Source organism: Streptomyces sp. HUAS MG56 (assembly GCF_058673395.1).
On record NZ_CM178722.1, the window covers coordinates 6,454,203 to 6,470,305 of the forward strand.

At 70.5% G+C, this 16,103-nt stretch carries 13 protein-coding genes; 6 read left to right on the forward strand and 7 right to left on the reverse strand.

What is annotated here, in order from left to right; all coding sequences use genetic code 11:
- The first annotated feature begins 156 nt into the window (after positions 1-156).
- Genes AC4OXY_RS30570 through AC4OXY_RS30585 form a run of 4 tightly spaced genes read left to right on the forward strand, consistent with a single transcriptional unit; the run spans position 157 to position 6,630 of the window.
- Complete coding sequence (locus AC4OXY_RS30570; protein ID WP_402063921.1) at positions 157-1,425, forward strand: glycosyltransferase; 1,269 nt, start codon at positions 157-159, stop codon at positions 1,423-1,425.
- Positions 1,422-3,068, forward strand: a complete 1,647-nt coding sequence (locus AC4OXY_RS30575; RefSeq protein ID WP_491991413.1) for an ArnT family glycosyltransferase — start codon at positions 1,422-1,424, stop codon at positions 3,066-3,068. Before AC4OXY_RS30570 ends, AC4OXY_RS30575 begins: the two co-directional genes overlap by 4 nt.
- Positions 3,065-4,234, forward strand: a complete 1,170-nt coding sequence (locus AC4OXY_RS30580) for a glycosyltransferase (RefSeq protein ID WP_356026320.1) — start codon at positions 3,065-3,067, stop codon at positions 4,232-4,234. The genes AC4OXY_RS30575 and AC4OXY_RS30580 overlap by 4 nt, the downstream gene beginning before the upstream one ends.
- Positions 4,231-6,630 carry a galactose oxidase early set domain-containing protein gene (locus tag AC4OXY_RS30585; RefSeq protein WP_491991414.1) on the forward strand — a complete coding sequence of 800 codons (2,400 nt, stop codon included), beginning with the start codon at positions 4,231-4,233 and terminating at the stop codon, positions 6,628-6,630. The genes AC4OXY_RS30580 and AC4OXY_RS30585 overlap by 4 nt, the downstream gene beginning before the upstream one ends.
- Here AC4OXY_RS30585 and AC4OXY_RS30590 read toward each other — a convergent pair.
- The 4 genes from AC4OXY_RS30590 to trhA form a co-directional block, all read right to left on the reverse strand.
- Positions 6,627-7,349 carry a Mut7-C RNAse domain-containing protein gene (locus tag AC4OXY_RS30590; protein WP_362818368.1) on the reverse strand — a complete coding sequence of 241 codons (723 nt, stop codon included), beginning with the start codon at positions 7,347-7,349 and terminating at the stop codon, positions 6,627-6,629. The two genes, AC4OXY_RS30585 and AC4OXY_RS30590, sit on opposite strands and share 4 nt — an antisense overlap.
- A 33-nt stretch (positions 7,350-7,382) precedes the next feature.
- Entirely contained in the window at positions 7,383-8,015 is a 633-nt protein-coding gene (locus AC4OXY_RS30595; protein ID WP_467492605.1) for a TetR/AcrR family transcriptional regulator, read from the reverse strand.
- 11 nt (positions 8,016-8,026) lie between these two features.
- Positions 8,027-9,580: an MFS transporter gene (locus tag AC4OXY_RS30600; RefSeq protein ID WP_376291233.1), complete on the reverse strand. Its 1,554-nt coding sequence runs from the start codon at positions 9,578-9,580 to the stop codon at positions 8,027-8,029.
- A 110-nt stretch (positions 9,581-9,690) separates the two neighbouring features.
- Positions 9,691-10,404, reverse strand: coding sequence for a PAQR family membrane homeostasis protein TrhA (trhA, locus tag AC4OXY_RS30605; RefSeq protein WP_356026332.1), 714 nt, complete (start codon positions 10,402-10,404; stop codon positions 9,691-9,693).
- A 300-nt stretch (positions 10,405-10,704) separates the two neighbouring features.
- On the opposite strand from trhA, the gene AC4OXY_RS30610 reads away from it, so the two are divergent.
- The gene (locus AC4OXY_RS30610) at positions 10,705-12,537 is read left to right on the forward strand and encodes a phosphoenolpyruvate carboxykinase (GTP) (protein WP_356026334.1); all 1,833 of its coding nucleotides are present in this window, start codon (positions 10,705-10,707) and stop codon (positions 12,535-12,537) included.
- Between the two features lie 116 nt (positions 12,538-12,653).
- Here the strand turns inward: AC4OXY_RS30610 and AC4OXY_RS30615 are convergent, their stop codons facing one another.
- From AC4OXY_RS30615 to AC4OXY_RS30625, 3 genes are all read right to left on the reverse strand, one after another.
- Positions 12,654-13,079: a hypothetical protein gene (locus tag AC4OXY_RS30615; RefSeq protein WP_491994662.1), complete on the reverse strand. Its 426-nt coding sequence runs from the start codon at positions 13,077-13,079 to the stop codon at positions 12,654-12,656.
- A 208-nt stretch (positions 13,080-13,287) separates the two neighbouring features.
- Positions 13,288-13,707 (reverse strand): SCO4983 family protein, encoded by a 420-nt coding sequence (locus tag AC4OXY_RS30620; protein WP_376291238.1) that lies wholly within the window; start codon positions 13,705-13,707, stop codon positions 13,288-13,290.
- 91 nt (positions 13,708-13,798) lie between these two features.
- Positions 13,799-15,007 (reverse strand): pyridoxal phosphate-dependent aminotransferase, encoded by a 1,209-nt coding sequence (locus AC4OXY_RS30625; protein ID WP_356026339.1) that lies wholly within the window; start codon positions 15,005-15,007, stop codon positions 13,799-13,801.
- A gap of 232 nt (positions 15,008-15,239) precedes the next feature.
- Between AC4OXY_RS30625 and AC4OXY_RS30630 the strand changes: the two genes are divergently transcribed.
- Entirely contained in the window at positions 15,240-16,097 is an 858-nt protein-coding gene (locus tag AC4OXY_RS30630; protein WP_362818374.1) for a trypsin-like serine peptidase, read from the forward strand.
- Positions 16,098-16,103 lie beyond the last annotated feature (6 nt).

The window sequence follows — 16,103 nt, forward strand, 5'->3', positions numbered from 1 at the left end:
CGCTTACCGCATCCCCGTTCCGAAACAAGCTATTTATCTGAAGAGCTCCCACACTTCACAGATCCCTCCTACGATCTCCACAGCGACACGACGAGTGACCCGGTGATGACCGACCGTCGTGCGCTCAGGGGATTCAGGGGGATCTGGGGGGATCTTTTGCTGACGTCTGTCTTCATCGCTGCCGTCTCGCTTGCCCTTTTCTGGATGGCGGCGTTCACCCTGTGGTGGCAGATGCACGCGTGGCGCACGCCCGAGGTGCTCGCCTCCACCCGCTTCGGCAGACCGGAAGGGGGCGAGCAGCTGTCCTTCTCGCTGCTCCTGCCGGCCCGGCACGAGCAAGCCGTACTCGACCACACCATCCAGCGGCTGCTGGAGTCCACACACACCGACTTCGAGATCATCGTGATCGTCGGGCACGACGACCCCGAGACCACGGAGGTGGCCGAGAAGGCCGCCACGCGTGACGCGCGCGTGCGGGTCGTCGTCGACACCCACGAGAAGAAGAACAAACCCAAGGCCATGAACACGGCGCTGCCGCACTGCCGCGGCGACGTCGTCGGGGTCTTCGACGCCGAGGACCAGGTCCATCCGGAGCTGCTCGCCCACGTCGACCACGCCTTCCGCGCGACCGGCGCGGACGTCGTCCAGGGCGGCGTCCAGCTCATCAACTTCCACTCCAGCTGGTACAGCCTGCGCAACTGCCTGGAGTACTTCTTCTGGTTCCGCTCCCGGCTGCACCTGCACGCGCAGAAGGGGTTCATCCCGCTCGGCGGCAACACCGTCTTCGTCCGGACGCAGGTCCTCAGGGAGGCCGACGGCTGGGACCCCGACTGCCTGGCCGAGGACTGCGACCTGGGCGTGCGGCTCTCGTCCGTCGGCAAGAAGGTCGTCGTCGCCTACGACTCCGACATGGTCACCCGCGAGGAGACGCCGGGCTCGCTCATGTCGCTCCTCAAGCAGCGCACCCGCTGGAACCAGGGCTTCCTCCAGGTGTACCGGAAGAAGGACTGGCGCGAACTCCCGGGATTCGGGCAGCGGTTGCTCGCCCGGTACACCCTGATGACCCCGTTCATGCAGGCCTTCTCCGGTGTCGTCATCCCGCTGAACGCGGCCGTCGCGCTCTTCCTCGACGTGCCCGTCGGCGTCGCCTTCCTCACCTTCCTGCCGCTGGTCACCGCCGTCGTCACCTTCGTCTTCGAGGTGGTCGGGCTGCACGACTTCGGCGTCCAGTACGGCCTGCGGGTCCGCCTCACCCACTACGTCAAGCTCATCGTGGGCGGCCCCTTCTACCAGGTCCTCCTCGCCGGTGCCGCGATCCGCGCCGTGTGGCGTGAGCAACGCGGCCGGAACGACTGGGAGTTGACCTCGCACGTCGGCGCGCACCTCACCGCGGCCGAGCCGATCCGAGAGGACGTTCCCGCGTGACCTCCACTCTTCCCGCGGTGACCGCAGCCACGGTCCCCGCGCAGGGCCGGCCTGTGCCCACGGACCCTCCGGCGGGCCAGGCCGAGCCACCGGTACGGCTCCGCTCCTCCCGGCCCGACCTGCTGCTCTGCGGCGCCCTGCTCGTCGTGATCCTCGTCGTCCAGGGCTGGAACATCGCCGACTACCCGACCCTCAGCGACGACGAGGGCACCTACCTCGCCCAGGCCTGGGCCGTCCAGCAGGGCCGGGGCCTCGCCCACTACACCTACTGGTACGACCACCCACCGCTCGGCTGGATCCAGATAGCCCTGCTCGGCTGGATCCCCTCGGCGCTCAGCCCCGGCTCCATGACGGTCGCCACCATGCGCCTCGCCATGCTCGGGATCAGCGGCGTCAGCGCGGTCCTCGTCTACGTCCTCGGCCGCCGGCTCTCGCTGCCGCGCTGGGCCGCCGCGCTCGGCACGGCCCTGTTCGGGCTCTCCCCGCTCGCGGTCGTCCTCAGCCGGGAGATCTTCCTCGACAACATCGCCGTGCTGTGGCTGCTGCTGGCGTTCTGCCTCGCCGCCTCGCCCAGCCGCCACCTCTGGCACCACTTCGGCGCGGGCCTCGCCGCCGCCGCGAGCGTGCTCACCAAGGAGACGATGCTCGTCGTCCTGCCCGCCCTGTTCGTCACCATGTGGCGGCACAGCCACCGCGACACCCGTAAGTTCGCCCTCACCGGAGCCGTCACCGCCTGCGCCCTGATCGGCCTGTCGTATCCGCTCTTCGCGCTGCTGAAGGGCGAGTTGTTCCCCGGCGCCGGACACGTGTCCCTGTGGGACGGCATCACCTACCAGATGTCCCGGCCGGGCTCCGGCTTCCTCCTCGACCGGGGCTCGGGGTCGTACGGCGTGCTCCACTCCTGGCTGTACTACGACCGCGTCCTGCCCCTCGGCGGCCTCGCCGGAGCCCTGCTCCTGCTGCTCACCCGGCGCTGGTCCGGCACCGCCCGCGCGCTCACCGGACCGGCCCTGGCCGTGGCGGTCCTCGCGCTCGTCGCCCTGCGCCCGAACGGCTATCTGCCCGCCATGTACATCATCGGCGCGCTGCCCTTCCTCGCCCTGGTGCTGGCGGGCGGCGTGGCGTGCGTCGCACACGCGGTGCTGCGCCGCCGGCGGACCGAGAGCGAGAGGCGGTACGTCACCGGCGGCCGGTACGCGGCCGTCGCCGTGCTCGCCCTCGCGGCCTGTGCCTACGTCGTGCCGCACTGGTACGACGGCGACCGCACCGCCGTCACCGCCGACGCCAACAAGCCCTACCGGCAGGCCTCCCACTGGCTCGGCACCCAGGTGGCGGACCCGAAGGACACCCGGGTCCTCGTCGACGACGCCCTCTGGCTGGACCTCGTGCACGCCGGGTACCGGCCCGGGCTCGGCGCCATCTGGTTCTACAAGGCCGACCTCGACCCGGCCGTCACCAGGACCCTGCCGCACGGCTGGCGGGACATCGACTACGTCGTCGCCTCGCCGACCGTCCGCCGCGACGCCAAGGACCTGCCGGGTGTCAGGGCCGCCATCCAGCACTCCGTGCCGGTCGCCACCTTCGGCAGCGGCCCGGACCGCATCGAGATCCGCCGGATCCAGGCAGTGGGCGGCGCCCGATGAGCGAGTACACCGCCCCGATACCCGGCCTGGACGCCGCAGAGATAGCTGAGCCCGGCGCCGTCACCGTCGTCGTCCCGACCTTCAACGAGTCCGCGAACATCCGGCGGCTGCTGCGGCTGATCACCGAGTCGGTGCCCGCGCGGCTGCCCTGTGAGGTCGTCTTCGTGGACGACTCCACCGACGACACCCCCGAGGTGATCCGCGCGGCCGCCCAGGACTGCCCGTTCCCGGTGGCCGTGCTGCACCGTGCGGAACCCGTCGGCGGGCTCGGCGGGGCGGTCGTCGAGGGGCTCAAGGCCGCGACCTCGGAGTGGATCGTCGTCATGGACGGCGACTGCCAGCATCCGCCGTCCCTGATACCGGAGTTGGTGGCCACCGGCGAGCGGGCGAACGCCGGGCTCGTCGTCGCCTCCCGGTACATCGAGGGCGGCAGCCGGGCCGGGCTCGCCGGCGGCTACCGGGTGGCCGTCTCGCGCGGCGCGACCTGGCTCACCAAGGCCCTCTTCCCGCGCCGGCTGCACGGCATCAGCGACCCGATGAGCGGCTTCTTCGCCATCCGGCGCAGCGCGGTCAGCGCCGAGGTGCTGAAGCCTCTCGGCTACAAGATCCTCCTGGAGCTGGCCGTCCGCAGCCGTCCGGGCCGGGTCGCCGAGGTGCCGTTCGTCTTCCAGGAACGGTTCGCGGGGGAGTCCAAGTCGACCGCGCAGGAGGGCTTCCGCTTCCTGCGCCATCTGGCCGGACTGCGCACCGCCTCGCCCGTCGCCCGCATGGTCGGCTTCGGGCTGATCGGTGCCAGCGGGTTCGTGCCGAACCTCGCCGGGCTGTGGGCGCTCACCGACCTCGGCATGCACTACGTGCCCGCCGAGATCCTCGCCAACCAGTTCGGCGTCGCCTGGAACTTCCTGCTCATCGAGCAACTGCTGTTCCGCGACCGGCGCGCGCACCGCCGCTGGTGGGACCGGCTCGGCCGGTTCACGCTGCTCGCCAACGCCGACCTGGTGCTGCGCATCCCGCTGATCGCGCTGCTCGTCGGCCGGTTCGGCATGGGCGCCCTGCCGGCCACCGCACTCGCGCTGGTCATGACGTTCGTCCTGCGCTTCGTCGGGACCGAAGCGCTGGTCTACCTCCCCCGCCGCCGGGGGAGCCGAGCAAGGAGAGCCGCTTGAGCAAGTACCGCAGACGGACCGCGCTGGCCGGGGTGGGCGCCCTGACCGCCGGTCTGCTCCTGGCCGCGCCGCAGAGCGCCGAGGCCGCCAACCTGATCAAGAACCCCGGCTTCGAGACCGCCGGCACGGACGGCATGCCGTACTGCTGGGAGAAATCGGGCTGGGGCGACAACGACTTCAGCTTCGAGACGACCTCGGACGCGCACTCCGGGTCGACGGCCATGAAGGTCACGCTGACCCGCCGGGTCGACGGCGACCGCAAGGCGATGCTGACCGAGTCCACCGACTGCGCACCGGCCGTGACCGTCGGCAAGCAGTACGACCTCGGGGTCTGGTACAAGACCACCACGCCGGACGCCAACGTCACGCTGTTCCGGCACGACACGACCGCCGGCTGGCAGTACTGGACCGACGTCAAGACCCTCGACATGGCCTCGGCCTGGACGCAGGCCACCGTCCGCACCCCCGAGATCCCGCCCGGCACCGACCGCATCACCTGGGGTGTCTCCGTCTACGGCACCGGCTCGGCGACCACCGACGACTACACCATGGACCAGGTCCCGGACGTGACCCCGCCCGCCCAGTGCACCGGCACCAACGACCAGTGCGCGGGCGGCAGCTGGTCCGTCCTGCCGACGCAGAACCCGGTCCGCTCCATGCACTCCGTCGTCCTCAGCAACGGCAAGGTGCTGCTGATCGCCGGTTCCGGCAACAGTCAGGACGCCTTCAACGCGGGCACGTTCACGAGCGCGGTGTACGACCCGGTGAACGGCACGTACAAGGTGATCCCCACCCCGAAGGACATGTTCTGCGCGGGGCATGTGCAGTTGCAGGACGGCCGGGTGCTCGTGCTGAGCGGCAACAAGGCCTATCCGGACCCGAACGGCACGCACGGGTACGAGGGGTTCAAGGACTCGTACATCTTCGACCCGAAGACCGAGAACTACACCAGGACCAACGACCTCAACGACGGCCACTGGTACCCGTCGGCGACCGAGCTGGGCAACGGTGACGTCATCACCTTCGGCGGGCTGCGCGAGGACTCCACCGGGTCCGTGACCGCCGAGCGCTGGTCCGACAAGGACCAGCAGTGGCTGCCGACGTGGAAGGTCAACCAGACCTGGTCGTTCTGGGGCCTGTACCCGGCGATGGTCCTCATGCAGGACGGCCGCCTCTTCTACACGGGCAGCCATGTCTTCGGCAACAACATCCCCGGCACCGGCTCGGCGATCTACGACTACGGCGCCAACACGGTGACCCAGATCCCGGGACTGCAGAACAAGGACCAGCGGGACCAGTCGTCGTCCGTGCTGCTGCCTCCGGCGCAGGACCAGCGGGTGCTGACGGTCGGCGGCGGCAACATCGACTCCAACCCGGACGCGGGCCGCCTCACCGACGTGATCGACCTCAAGCAGGCGAACCCGTCGTACGTCGCCGGTCCGCCGATCCCGCAGGGCACGGTCGACCTGGGCAACGGCAAGGTCCCGGAGACCGGCAGCCAGGGCAAGATGTACGTCTCCACGGTGCTGCTGCCCGACGGCAAGGTGCTGGAGACCGGCGGCGCCCTGCACAACCGCGCCAACCCGGTGTACGAGTCCTCGCTGTACGACCCCGCCACCAACGCCTTCCAGCAGGTGGCCGCCGACCCCGAGTCCCGCGGCTACCACTCCTCGGCGTTCCTGCTGCCCGACGGCCGGGTGATGGCCACCGGCGACAACCCGGGCAACGGCAGCTGGAACCACAACGTGTCGATCTACACCCCGCCCTACCTCTTCAAGGGCCCCCGGCCGACGATCACCTCGGTGATCAGCCAGGAGTGGAAGTACGGCGACACCCAGCGGATCACCGTCGACCGCCCGATCGCCAAGGCGGAGCTGATCCGCCCGGCCGCGGTCACCCACTCCTCCGATCCCAACCAGCGCTTCGTCGACCTGCCCCTCTCGGTCGACGGCAACAACGTCGACCTGAACATCACGAACAACCCCAACCTGGCGCCGCCCGGCTGGTACATGCTCTTCGCGGTGGACGCCAACGGGGTGCCCTCGGTGGCCCAGTGGGTGCACCTGACGGGCCCGGCGGCCCTGACCGCCGCGTCCCCGCACATCCACGCCTTCGCCGACGGCCTCACCGGCAAGGTCGCGGGGCCCGCCAAGAAGCGCACGTCCCAGCAGGTCAGCCCGACGCTGTCCGGCTGCGACCGGCACTACGGCTCGATCAACGTCTGCGTGCCGACGGCCTTCCCGCCCGGGGTGCAGAAGACGACGGCCGCCCGGTGCGCCTGGCTGAAGCGCAACGGCTACGGGCTCCTGAAGGTCAACGGCGGCGACGACCCGCTGGGGCTGGACCGGAACAGGAACGGAACCGCGTGCGACAAGGGGGATGCGAGCAGGCGTTAGCCGTGCTGTGACAGGGCGCGCTCCACGATCGCCTCCAGCTGGTCGTGGTGCGCGCCCTTCCAGTACGCCCGGCCGCAGGACGTGCACTGGGCGAAGACGTCGTACGAGCGCTGGGTGCCGGACTTGAGCTGGTCGGCCAGCTCGTCCTTCGTGGCCTGCTTCAGCAGGCCGTTGCAGGCCGTGCAGCGGGTCCAGGGGCGCAGGTCGGGGGCGAAGCGGTCGAGGACGTCGTGGAGTTGGTCGTCGGGGCGGGTGCTGTAGACGAAGGCGCCGGCCCACAGTTCGCGGCGGCGCAGCAGGCCACGGTCGCGGCTGAGCATCACGCGTTTCTCGGCCGCCGAGCGGGTGGCGAGGGCGGGGTCGCCGATGTCCGTCGACTCGTACGCCGTGTCCACGCCGAGGAGGCGCAGGCGGCGGGCCAGGGTGCCCAGATGGACGTCGAGGAGGAAGCGGAGCGGGGCGCCGGGGACCCGCTGGGGGCGCTCGACGGGGCGCACGCGCACCTGCTCGCCCGCCCGCGGAATGTGCGACACGGGCACCTCGCGGCCGTCCACGACCAGCGCGCCGACCTCGGTCAGCGGGACGCCCAGGGACTCGATGACATGGCCGAGGGTGGAGACGCCGTCCGTGGCCAGCACCGTCGAACCACCGCGCCGGGACTGCGGTACGAACACATGGAGCGCGGGGGCGACTTCGACGTGGATCTCGGCTGCGTTCACCCCGTCAGCATCGCATGCCGGGGCGGGGCGCTCTCAGCGGTTTTCGTGGGGCAGGCCCCGGTCCAGGACGGTCAGGGCCCGGTCCATGAGGTCGCCCAGATCGCCCGCGAAGTCGTTCTCGGCCCAGTACATGGAGACCTCCATCAGGCCGCCGATCAGGGACATCGCGTAGACGCGGACCTCCAGGGCGTCGGGGTCCAGGCCGTAGCGTTCCGCGAGGGCGCCGCGGAGCAGGCGGCCGGTCTCCGACATGCTCTCGAACATCCGGGAGCGGACGGCGGGGACCTGCACCGTGAGGTGGGTGCGCAGCCGCACCACCTCGGGGTCCTCGCCCGTGCCGGCCTCCAGGGCCTTGTGCATGACGTGCCGCATCGACTCCATCCACGGCTCGCCGGCGGGCCGGGCGCGCAACTCCGCCACGATCAGCGGGTCGTACTCGTCCGTGAGGACGATGTCCTCCTTGGTCGGGAAGTACCGGAAGACGGTCGACGGCGACACCTCGGCCCGCTCGGCGATCTGCTCGACGGTCGTGGCGTCGTACCCCTGCTCCCTGATCAGCGCGTACGTCGCGGTGCGGATGGCCTCGCGGGTCTTGATCTTCTTGCGTTCGCGCAGGCCCAGCTGGGGGCGCTCGGCGGGGGAGAGGGGGGAACGTGCGGCCGTCATACGGTTCATTGTCAGGCATCCTCCGCGGCGACGACCATGGTGGCGCCGTCGGTTTCCGCCTCCCGCGCGGGTGACGGCGTCCTCGGCAGGAGGACCGCCGCCAGCAGCGCGGCGGCCAGCGCGGCGATCCCGCACACCAGCAAGGTCACGCCCATGCCGTGGACGTAGGCGTCGTTCGCGGAGGCGGCGAGGCGGGCCGCGCTTTCGGGGCCCGCCTGCCGGGCGATCAGGTGTGCGGCGACCACCGAGTCGCCGGCGGTGTGCGCGGCGTGCGGGGGCAGCCCGGTGACGTCGAGCCGGTCGCGGAAGATCCCGGCGAGCAGGCTGCCCAGCAGGGCGATGCCGACGGCGGCGCCGACCTGGCGCAGCGTCATCAGCAGGCCCGAGCCGCTGCCGGCCCGGTCGCGGGGCAGGGCGGCGAGGGCGCCGTCCATCGCGGGCACGACGGCGAAGCCGAAGCCGACGCCGGTGATCGACAGCCACAGCGCGACGAAGCCGTAGCCGGAGCCCGCCGTCGTACGGCTGCCGAGCAGCGCGGCGAAGGCCAGCACCACCAGCCCGGCGCTCACCACGGCCCGCGCGCCGAACCTGGCGACGACCGGTTGGGCGCCCCGCGCGGCCACCATCAGGCCGCCCATCATCGGCAGCAGCCGCACGCCGGTGCCGAGGGCGTCGTGGCCGAGGACGGCCTGGAGATACGGGGGCAGCACGAACAGCAGGCCCGACAGCACGAACATCACCAGGGTCGCGGCGAGCGTGTTGAACAGGAAGCCGCGGTGGGCCAGCAGCGTCATGTCGAGCATGGGGCGCTCGGCCCGCCGCTCGCGCAGCACGAGTGCGGTGAGCAGCACCGCGGCCGCCGCGAACGTCGTCAGGACCAGGGGGTCGTGCCAGCCGCGGTCGGGCGCCTCGATGATCGCGTAGATGAGGGCGCCGAGGCCGGTCGCGGTGAGCGCGGCGGACAGGACGTCGACGCGCGGGGAGGCGGGGTCGCCGGTCTCGGGGAGCAGGAGGACACAGGCGGCGATGCCGATCGCGGCCATCGGGACGTTGACCAGGAAGACCGAGCCCCACCAGAAGTGGTTCAGCAGCCAGCCGCCGATGATCGGGCCGAGCGGCAGGCCGAGCGCGGAGGCGGCGGAGATGATGCCGACGGCCTTGGCGCGCTCGTCGGCGCCGAAGAGCGAGGGCAGCACGGACAGGGCGAGCGGGGTGACGAGCGCGCCGCCCACGCCCATGAACGCCCGGGCCGCGACGACCCAGTTCACGTCGGGAGCCAGCGCACCCATCAGGGAGCCGGCCAGGAAGAGGGCGAGTCCGGTGATCAGCATCCGGCGCCGCCCGAACCGGTCGCCGAGGAGGCCTGCCGGGAGCATCAGGGCGGCGAAGACGACGACGTACGCGTCTGCCATCCACTGCTGCTCGCCGGTCCCGGCGCCCAGCTCGGCGGCCATCGTCGGCAGCGCCACGTTGAGGATCGTCATGTCGAAGCCGAGCGTGAGCATGCTCGCGACCAGGGCCCCGAGGGCCCACCAGCGTCGAGGGTTCGCAGTGACAGCAACCATGAAATGAGAGTAGCTATCAAAATATGGCTACTGTCAATGGGGAGTTGATGTCACGCGCATGAAAAACGGCCACAGCTCGGGTGAGCTGTGGCCGTGGTGGGCGGTGGGGGTTACGCGTGCTGGTACGCCACCAGCGAGATGCCGACGTAGTGCACGACGAACGCGGCCAGCGTGAAGGAGTGGAAGACCTCGTGGAAGCCGAACCAGCGCGGTGACGGGTTCGGCCGCTTGAAGCCGTAGACGACGCCGCCGGCGCTGTAGAGCAGGCCGCCGACGATCACGAGGACCAGGACGGCGATGCCGCCCGTGCGCATGAAGTCCGGCAGGAAGAAGACGGCCGCCCAGCCCATCGCGAGGTAGCAGGGCGTGTAGAGCCAGCGTGGGGCGCCGACCCAGAAGACGCGGAAGACGATGCCGGCCGCGGCGGCGGCCCAGATCCCCCACAGCAGCCACTCGCCCTTGCCGCCCGGCAGGAGCAGCAGGGTCAGCGGGGTGTAGGTGCCCGCGATGATCAGGAAGATGTTGGCGTGGTCGAGGCGGCGCAGGACGCCGTCCATCCGCGGGCTCCAGTTGCCCCGGTGGTACAGCGCGCTGACGCCGAAGAGCAGGCAGGCCGTCAGGATGTAGATGCCGCAGGCGATGCGGCCTCTGGTGGAGTCGGCGAGGGCGGTGAGCACCAGCCCCGCGATGAGTACGGCCGGGAACATGCCGAGGTGCAGCCAGCCACGCAGCTTCGGCTTGACCTGCTGCGGCAAGGAGAGCGCGGTGGGACCGCGGCCGTGGGCCGGCGTGTCCGTGGGCGCGTCGGGGACGGACGCAGTCATGCGCGCATGGTACCTACGACACCGTAAGTCGTCCGTCAACGGCTGATGGTGACCAGGGAAAACGCAAAAGAACTTTCCGCTGAATCCAACATGGACGCAAAGAATCACGGAACTCATGAAAATCGTGGCATGGGTCACGTCGCTCACCTGTGACGCCCCCTGGACAGATGGGCATTCGCATCGGATGATCAAATGAGTGCGGTCGGCACCGGATGAGCGCGCGCAAGATCGGCGCGGCGAAGCATCCGGGTCGCGGCCCCCACGGGGCGACAAACCAAAAACCCTCACTTAGGAGCAACCGTGGCGCGCGACAACGCGGCTCCCCTCCCCACCAACCACCAGGAACTGATCTCGTGGGTCAACGAGATCGCCGAACTGACGCAGCCGGACAGCGTGGTCTGGTGCGACGGCTCCGAGGCCGAGTACGAGCGGCTCGCCGAAGAACTGGTCGCCAAGGGAACGTTCAAGAAGCTCGACCCGATCAAGCGCCCGCACTCCTACCACGCCGCCTCCGACCCGTCCGACGTCGCGCGCGTCGAGGACCGGACCTTCATCTGCTCCGAGAAGGAGGAGGACGCCGGCCCCACCAACCACTGGAAGGCCCCCGCCGAGATGCGGGAGATCTTCGCCGGTGAGAAGGGGATCTTCCGCGGCTCGATGCGCGGCCGGACGATGTACGTCGTCCCCTTCTGCATGGGCCCGCTCGGCTCCAAGCTGTCCGCGATCGGCGTGGAGATCACCGACTCCGCCTACGTCGCCGTCTCCATGCGCACGATGACGCGCATGGGCCAGGCCGTCCTCGACGAACTCGGCGACGACGGCTTCTTCGTGAAGGCCGTGCACAGCCTCGGCGCCCCGCTGGAGGAGGGCCAGCAGGACGTTCCGTGGCCGTGCAACTCCACCAAGTACATCTCGCACTTCCCCGAGGACCGCGAGATCTGGTCCTACGGCTCCGGCTACGGCGGCAACGCCCTGCTCGGCAAGAAGTGCTACGCGCTGCGCATCGCCTCCGTCATGGCGCGTGACGAGGGCTGGCTGGCCGAGCACATGCTGATCCTCAAGCTCACCCCGCCCCCTTCTGCTTCCAGCCGGGCTGAGTCCAAGTACGTCGCCGCCGCCTTCCCGAGCGCCTGCGGCAAGACCAACCTCGCCATGCTGGAGCCCACGATCTCCGGCTGGACCGTGGAGACCATCGGCGACGACATCGCCTGGATGCGGTTCGGCGAGGACGGCCGCCTGTACGCGATCAACCCCGAGGCCGGCTTCTTCGGCGTCGCGCCCGGCACCGGTGAGCACACCAACGCCAACGCGATGAAGACCCTGTGGGGCAACGCGGTCTTCACCAACGTCGCGCTCACCGACGACGGCGACGTGTGGTGGGAGGGCATGACCGAGGAGACCCCGGCCCACCTGACCGACTGGAAGGGCCGCGACTGGACCCCGGACTCGGCCGAGCCCGCCGCGCACCCCAACTCCCGCTTCACGGTCTCCGCCGCCCAGTGCCCGATCATCGCGCCCGAGTGGGAGGACCCCAAGGGCGTGCCGATCTCGGCGATCCTCTTCGGCGGCCGCCGCGCCTCCGCGGTGCCGCTGGTGACCGAGTCCTTCGACTGGAACCACGGCGTCTTCCTCGGCGCCAACGTGGCCTCCGAGAAGACCGCCGCCGCCGAGGGCAAGGTCGGCGAGCTGCGCCGCGACCCGTTCGCGATGCTGCCGTTCTGCGGCTACAACATGGGCGACTACATGGGCCACTGGGTCGACGTCGCCAAGGGCAAGGACCAGGCCAAGCTGCCGAAGATCTACTACGTCAACTGGTTCCGCAAGAACGACGAGGGCACGTTCGTCTGGCCGGGCTTCGGCGAGAACTCCCGCGTCCTGAAGTGGATCGTGGACCGCCTCGACGGCCGGGCCGAGGGCGTCGAGACGCCGATCGGCGTGCTCCCCGCGAAGGGCGCGCTGGACACGAACGGTCTCGAACTGTCCGAGTCCGACCTGGACTTCCTGCTCACGGTCGACAAGGAGGTGTGGCGCGAGGAGGCCGCGCTCATCCCCGAGCACCTGAACACCTTCGGCGACCACACCCCGAAGGAGCTGTGGGACCAGTACCACGCCCTGGTGGAGCGCCTCGGCTAGTGCCGTAGCCCCGCCCCGGACTCCACGGCCGGTTGGGATGCCCTGACCAGCGATCGTCACGACCGGCCGTGGGACGACCCCGGGTGCCCCGCACAACGGCGTGCGGGGCACCCGTGTCAGTTGCCCCGGTCCTCCAAGTGCCGCGGGTGCGCCTCCTGCCGGCGCCCCTCTGTGTCCCGCAGCGCCGAGGCCGGCCGCTCGGCCTCCTCGTGCAGCGCGCCGAGCCGGCGCTCCAGATGCCGCTCGGGCGGCTCGGTGCCCGGGGCCAGCCGGGTCCACCAGCGGGTGCGGACGAAGGCGTCCACCGCCTCCGCGTCCTGGGCCAGGGCCTCGGCGACCCAGCCCGGCTCCAGCAGCGCGGCCGGCAGCCCGGTGAGGGCGGCGAGCCGTGCGGCGGCCTCGGACGGCAGGTCGACACCGGCCGGACAGTCCGTCAGCTTCCCGAAGTCGGCCCGGACGGACGCCAGTTGCTCCAGCGGGCCCGGGAAGTCCGGCCGCGCGGGCCGCTCCGGCGGGGCGATCAGCGCGCCCGCGCCGTACAGCCCCGCCCCTGCCGTCGAGCACCGCGAGCCCGTTGGCGGCGAGGACGTCGGCCGTGCTGCGGTGGGCCACGACGACGAGCGGCGAGCAGAAGGGCCGCGACGGCGGCGGCCACCGCACCGCCGATCAGCAGCACCGCGAGGACGATTCCCGCGATTCGTCTCACGGCCCCGGCACTGCAACGCGCCCCGCGGGGTGCCCCGGCCGGGGTCAGCGGGTGGTGCTGAGTTCCTTCGGGTCGGTGAGCGCGGCGGCGTGGGCGTCCATGCGCCCGGCCGTCAGGATCGCCACCGCCGTGTCGGCGCGCGACGCGGCGACGACGAGCGCGCGGCCCGCGAGGGTGTGCGCGCGCCGGTGCAGCGCGGCGGGGTCGCCGGCGGCGGACGCGGTGGCCCGCAGCGGGGGGCGCCCGCCGCGGAGCCGGGCCACCTGTCCGGCGAGCCGCTCGGCGGCGGTGTCCAGGTCGGCCGACGGGGTCAGCCCGCGCAGTTCGTCGGTGACCGCGAGGAGCGCGGCGAGGTGTCCGGCGAGCTGGATGTCCAGTTCCTCCTCGCGCGACCGGTGGGGGAAGTCGCAGGAGGCGCCGGGCACTGTGCTGTGGACCGACTTGGTGCGGATCGGTTCGTACATGGGGGATGGCCTCCTGTGCGTGACAGGAAACCATCCTAGCTTGGATTTCGTCTAAAGTTGAGTCGTGTCACGGAATGAAGTCCGTCGACTACTACTGGCCGTATCCGTCCAGGAAGTTCCCGATCCGGGTGATCGCGTCCCGCAGATCACCGACCGTCGGCAGGGTCACCACCCGGAAGTGGTCCGGCTCGGGCCAGTTGAAGCCCGTGCCCTGGACGACCATGATCTTCTCCTGGCGGAGCAGGTCCAGGACCATCTGCCGGTCGTCCTTGATCTTGAAGACCTGCGGGTCGAGGCGCGGGAAGAGATACAGCGCGCCCTTGGGCCGCACGCAGCTCACGCCCGGGATCTGGGTCAGCAGCTCATGGGCGGTGTCGATCTGCTCCTTCAGCCGGCCGCCCGGCAGTACCAGGTCGTTGATCGACTGGCGTCCGCTGAGCGCGGCGACCACGCCGTGCTGTCCCGGCATGTTGGCGCACAGGCGCATGTTCGCCAGGATCGTCAGGCCCTCGATGTAGGAGTCGGCGTGTGCGCGCGGCCCGGAGATCGACATCCAGCCCACCCGGTACCCGGCCACCCGGTACGCCTTCGACATGCCGTTGAAGGTGAGGGTGAGCAGATCGGGCGCGACCTTCGCGGTCGGGGTGTGCGTGGCGCCGTCGTAGAGGATCTTGTCGTAGATCTCGTCGGAGCAGACCAGCAGGTTGTGCCGGCGGGCGACGTCCGTCAGCCCCTTGAGCACCGCCTCGTCGTAGACCGCGCCCGTGGGGTTGTTCGGGTTGATGATCACGATCGCCTTGGTGCGGTCGGTGACCTTGCGCTCGATGTCGGCGAGGTCCGGCGTCCAGTCCGCCTGCTCGTCGCAGCGGTAGTGCACGGCCGTGCCGCCGGCGAGGGAGACCGCGGCGGTCCACAGCGGGTAGTCCGGCGCCGGTACGAGCACCTCGTCGCCGTCGTCGAGCAGCCCCTGCATGGCCATCACGATCAGCTCGGAGACGCCGTTGCCGATGAAGACGTGCTCGACGTCGGTCTCGATGCCGAGCGTCTGGTTGTGCATGACGACCGCGCGCCGGGCGGCGAGCAGACCCTTGGCGTCGCCGTACCCGTGGGCCGTCGAGACGTTGCGGAGGATGTCCTCCAGGATCTCCGGCGGGCACTCGAAGCCGAAGGCGGCCGGGTTGCCGGTGTTGAGCTTGAGGATGCGGTGACCGGCTGCCTCCAGCCGCATGGCCTCCTCCAGCACCGGGCCCCGGATCTCGTAACAGACGTTGGCGAGCTTGGTCGACTGGATCACCTGCATATGTGTGAGCTTACGGCCCGGTATCGCCTCGTGGGCCGTGTCTTCCGCCACGTGAGACACGCGGGTGGTGCCGCCGGGCGCCCGTGGGGACGCTGAGCGGCGCACAGGGAAACCCCTATGGCGCTTGACGCCTTCTTGTTCACACCCCTCTCGCACCTTGAGAATGCGCATGACAAGCATGAGGGCGGCCGGAAGATCTCCGGTCGCCCATGTCGTCAGAGGGGACCCCCACATGAACAAGCCTCTCCTTGCCGTGCTCTCCTCCGTGGCCCTGGCCGCCCTGGGCGCGACCCCGGCGGTGGCCGCCCCGCACCCGGCGCAGCCGCACACCGCAAAGGCGCCCGCGGCCAAGGCGGTCACGGTCGACTTCGCCGGCACCGTCTCGCTCAGCAACTGCTCCGGCTCGGTCATCCGCTTCCCCGGCTCCGCGGACACCGACCCGGCCCTCGTCCTGACCAACGGCCACTGCCTGGAGACCGGCTTCCCCAGCCCCGGCGAGGTCATCACCGGCCAGTCCTCCAGCCGCACCTTCGGCCTGCTGAACTCCGCCGGCAGCAAGATCGCCACCCTGCGCGCCAACCAGGTCGTGTACTCGACGATGACGGACACGGACGTCACGATCTACCGCACGACCACCACGTACGCGGCGATCAAGAAGAGCTACGGCATCAGCCCGCTGACCGTGCAGGACACCCACCCGACCGCCGGCACCGCCATCAAGGTCGTCTCCGGCTACTGGAAGACGATCTACAGCTGTGCCGTGGACGGCTTCGTGTACCGGCTGAAGGAGGGCGACTGGACCTGGAAGGACTCCCTGCGCTACACCTCCGCCTGCAACACCATCGGCGGCACCTCCGGCTCCCCGGTGATCGACACCGCCACCGGCAACGTCGTGGCCGTCAACAACACCGGCAACGAGGACGGCGAGCGCTGCACCGAGAACAACCCCTGCGAGGTCGACGAGAGCGGCAACGTCACCGTCCGCCAGGGCATCAACTACGCCGAGGAGACGTACGGCATCCCGGCCTGCTTCACCACCGGCAACAAGCTGAACCTGGACGCCTCCGGCTGCACCCTGCCCAAGCCGTAGGGAAAC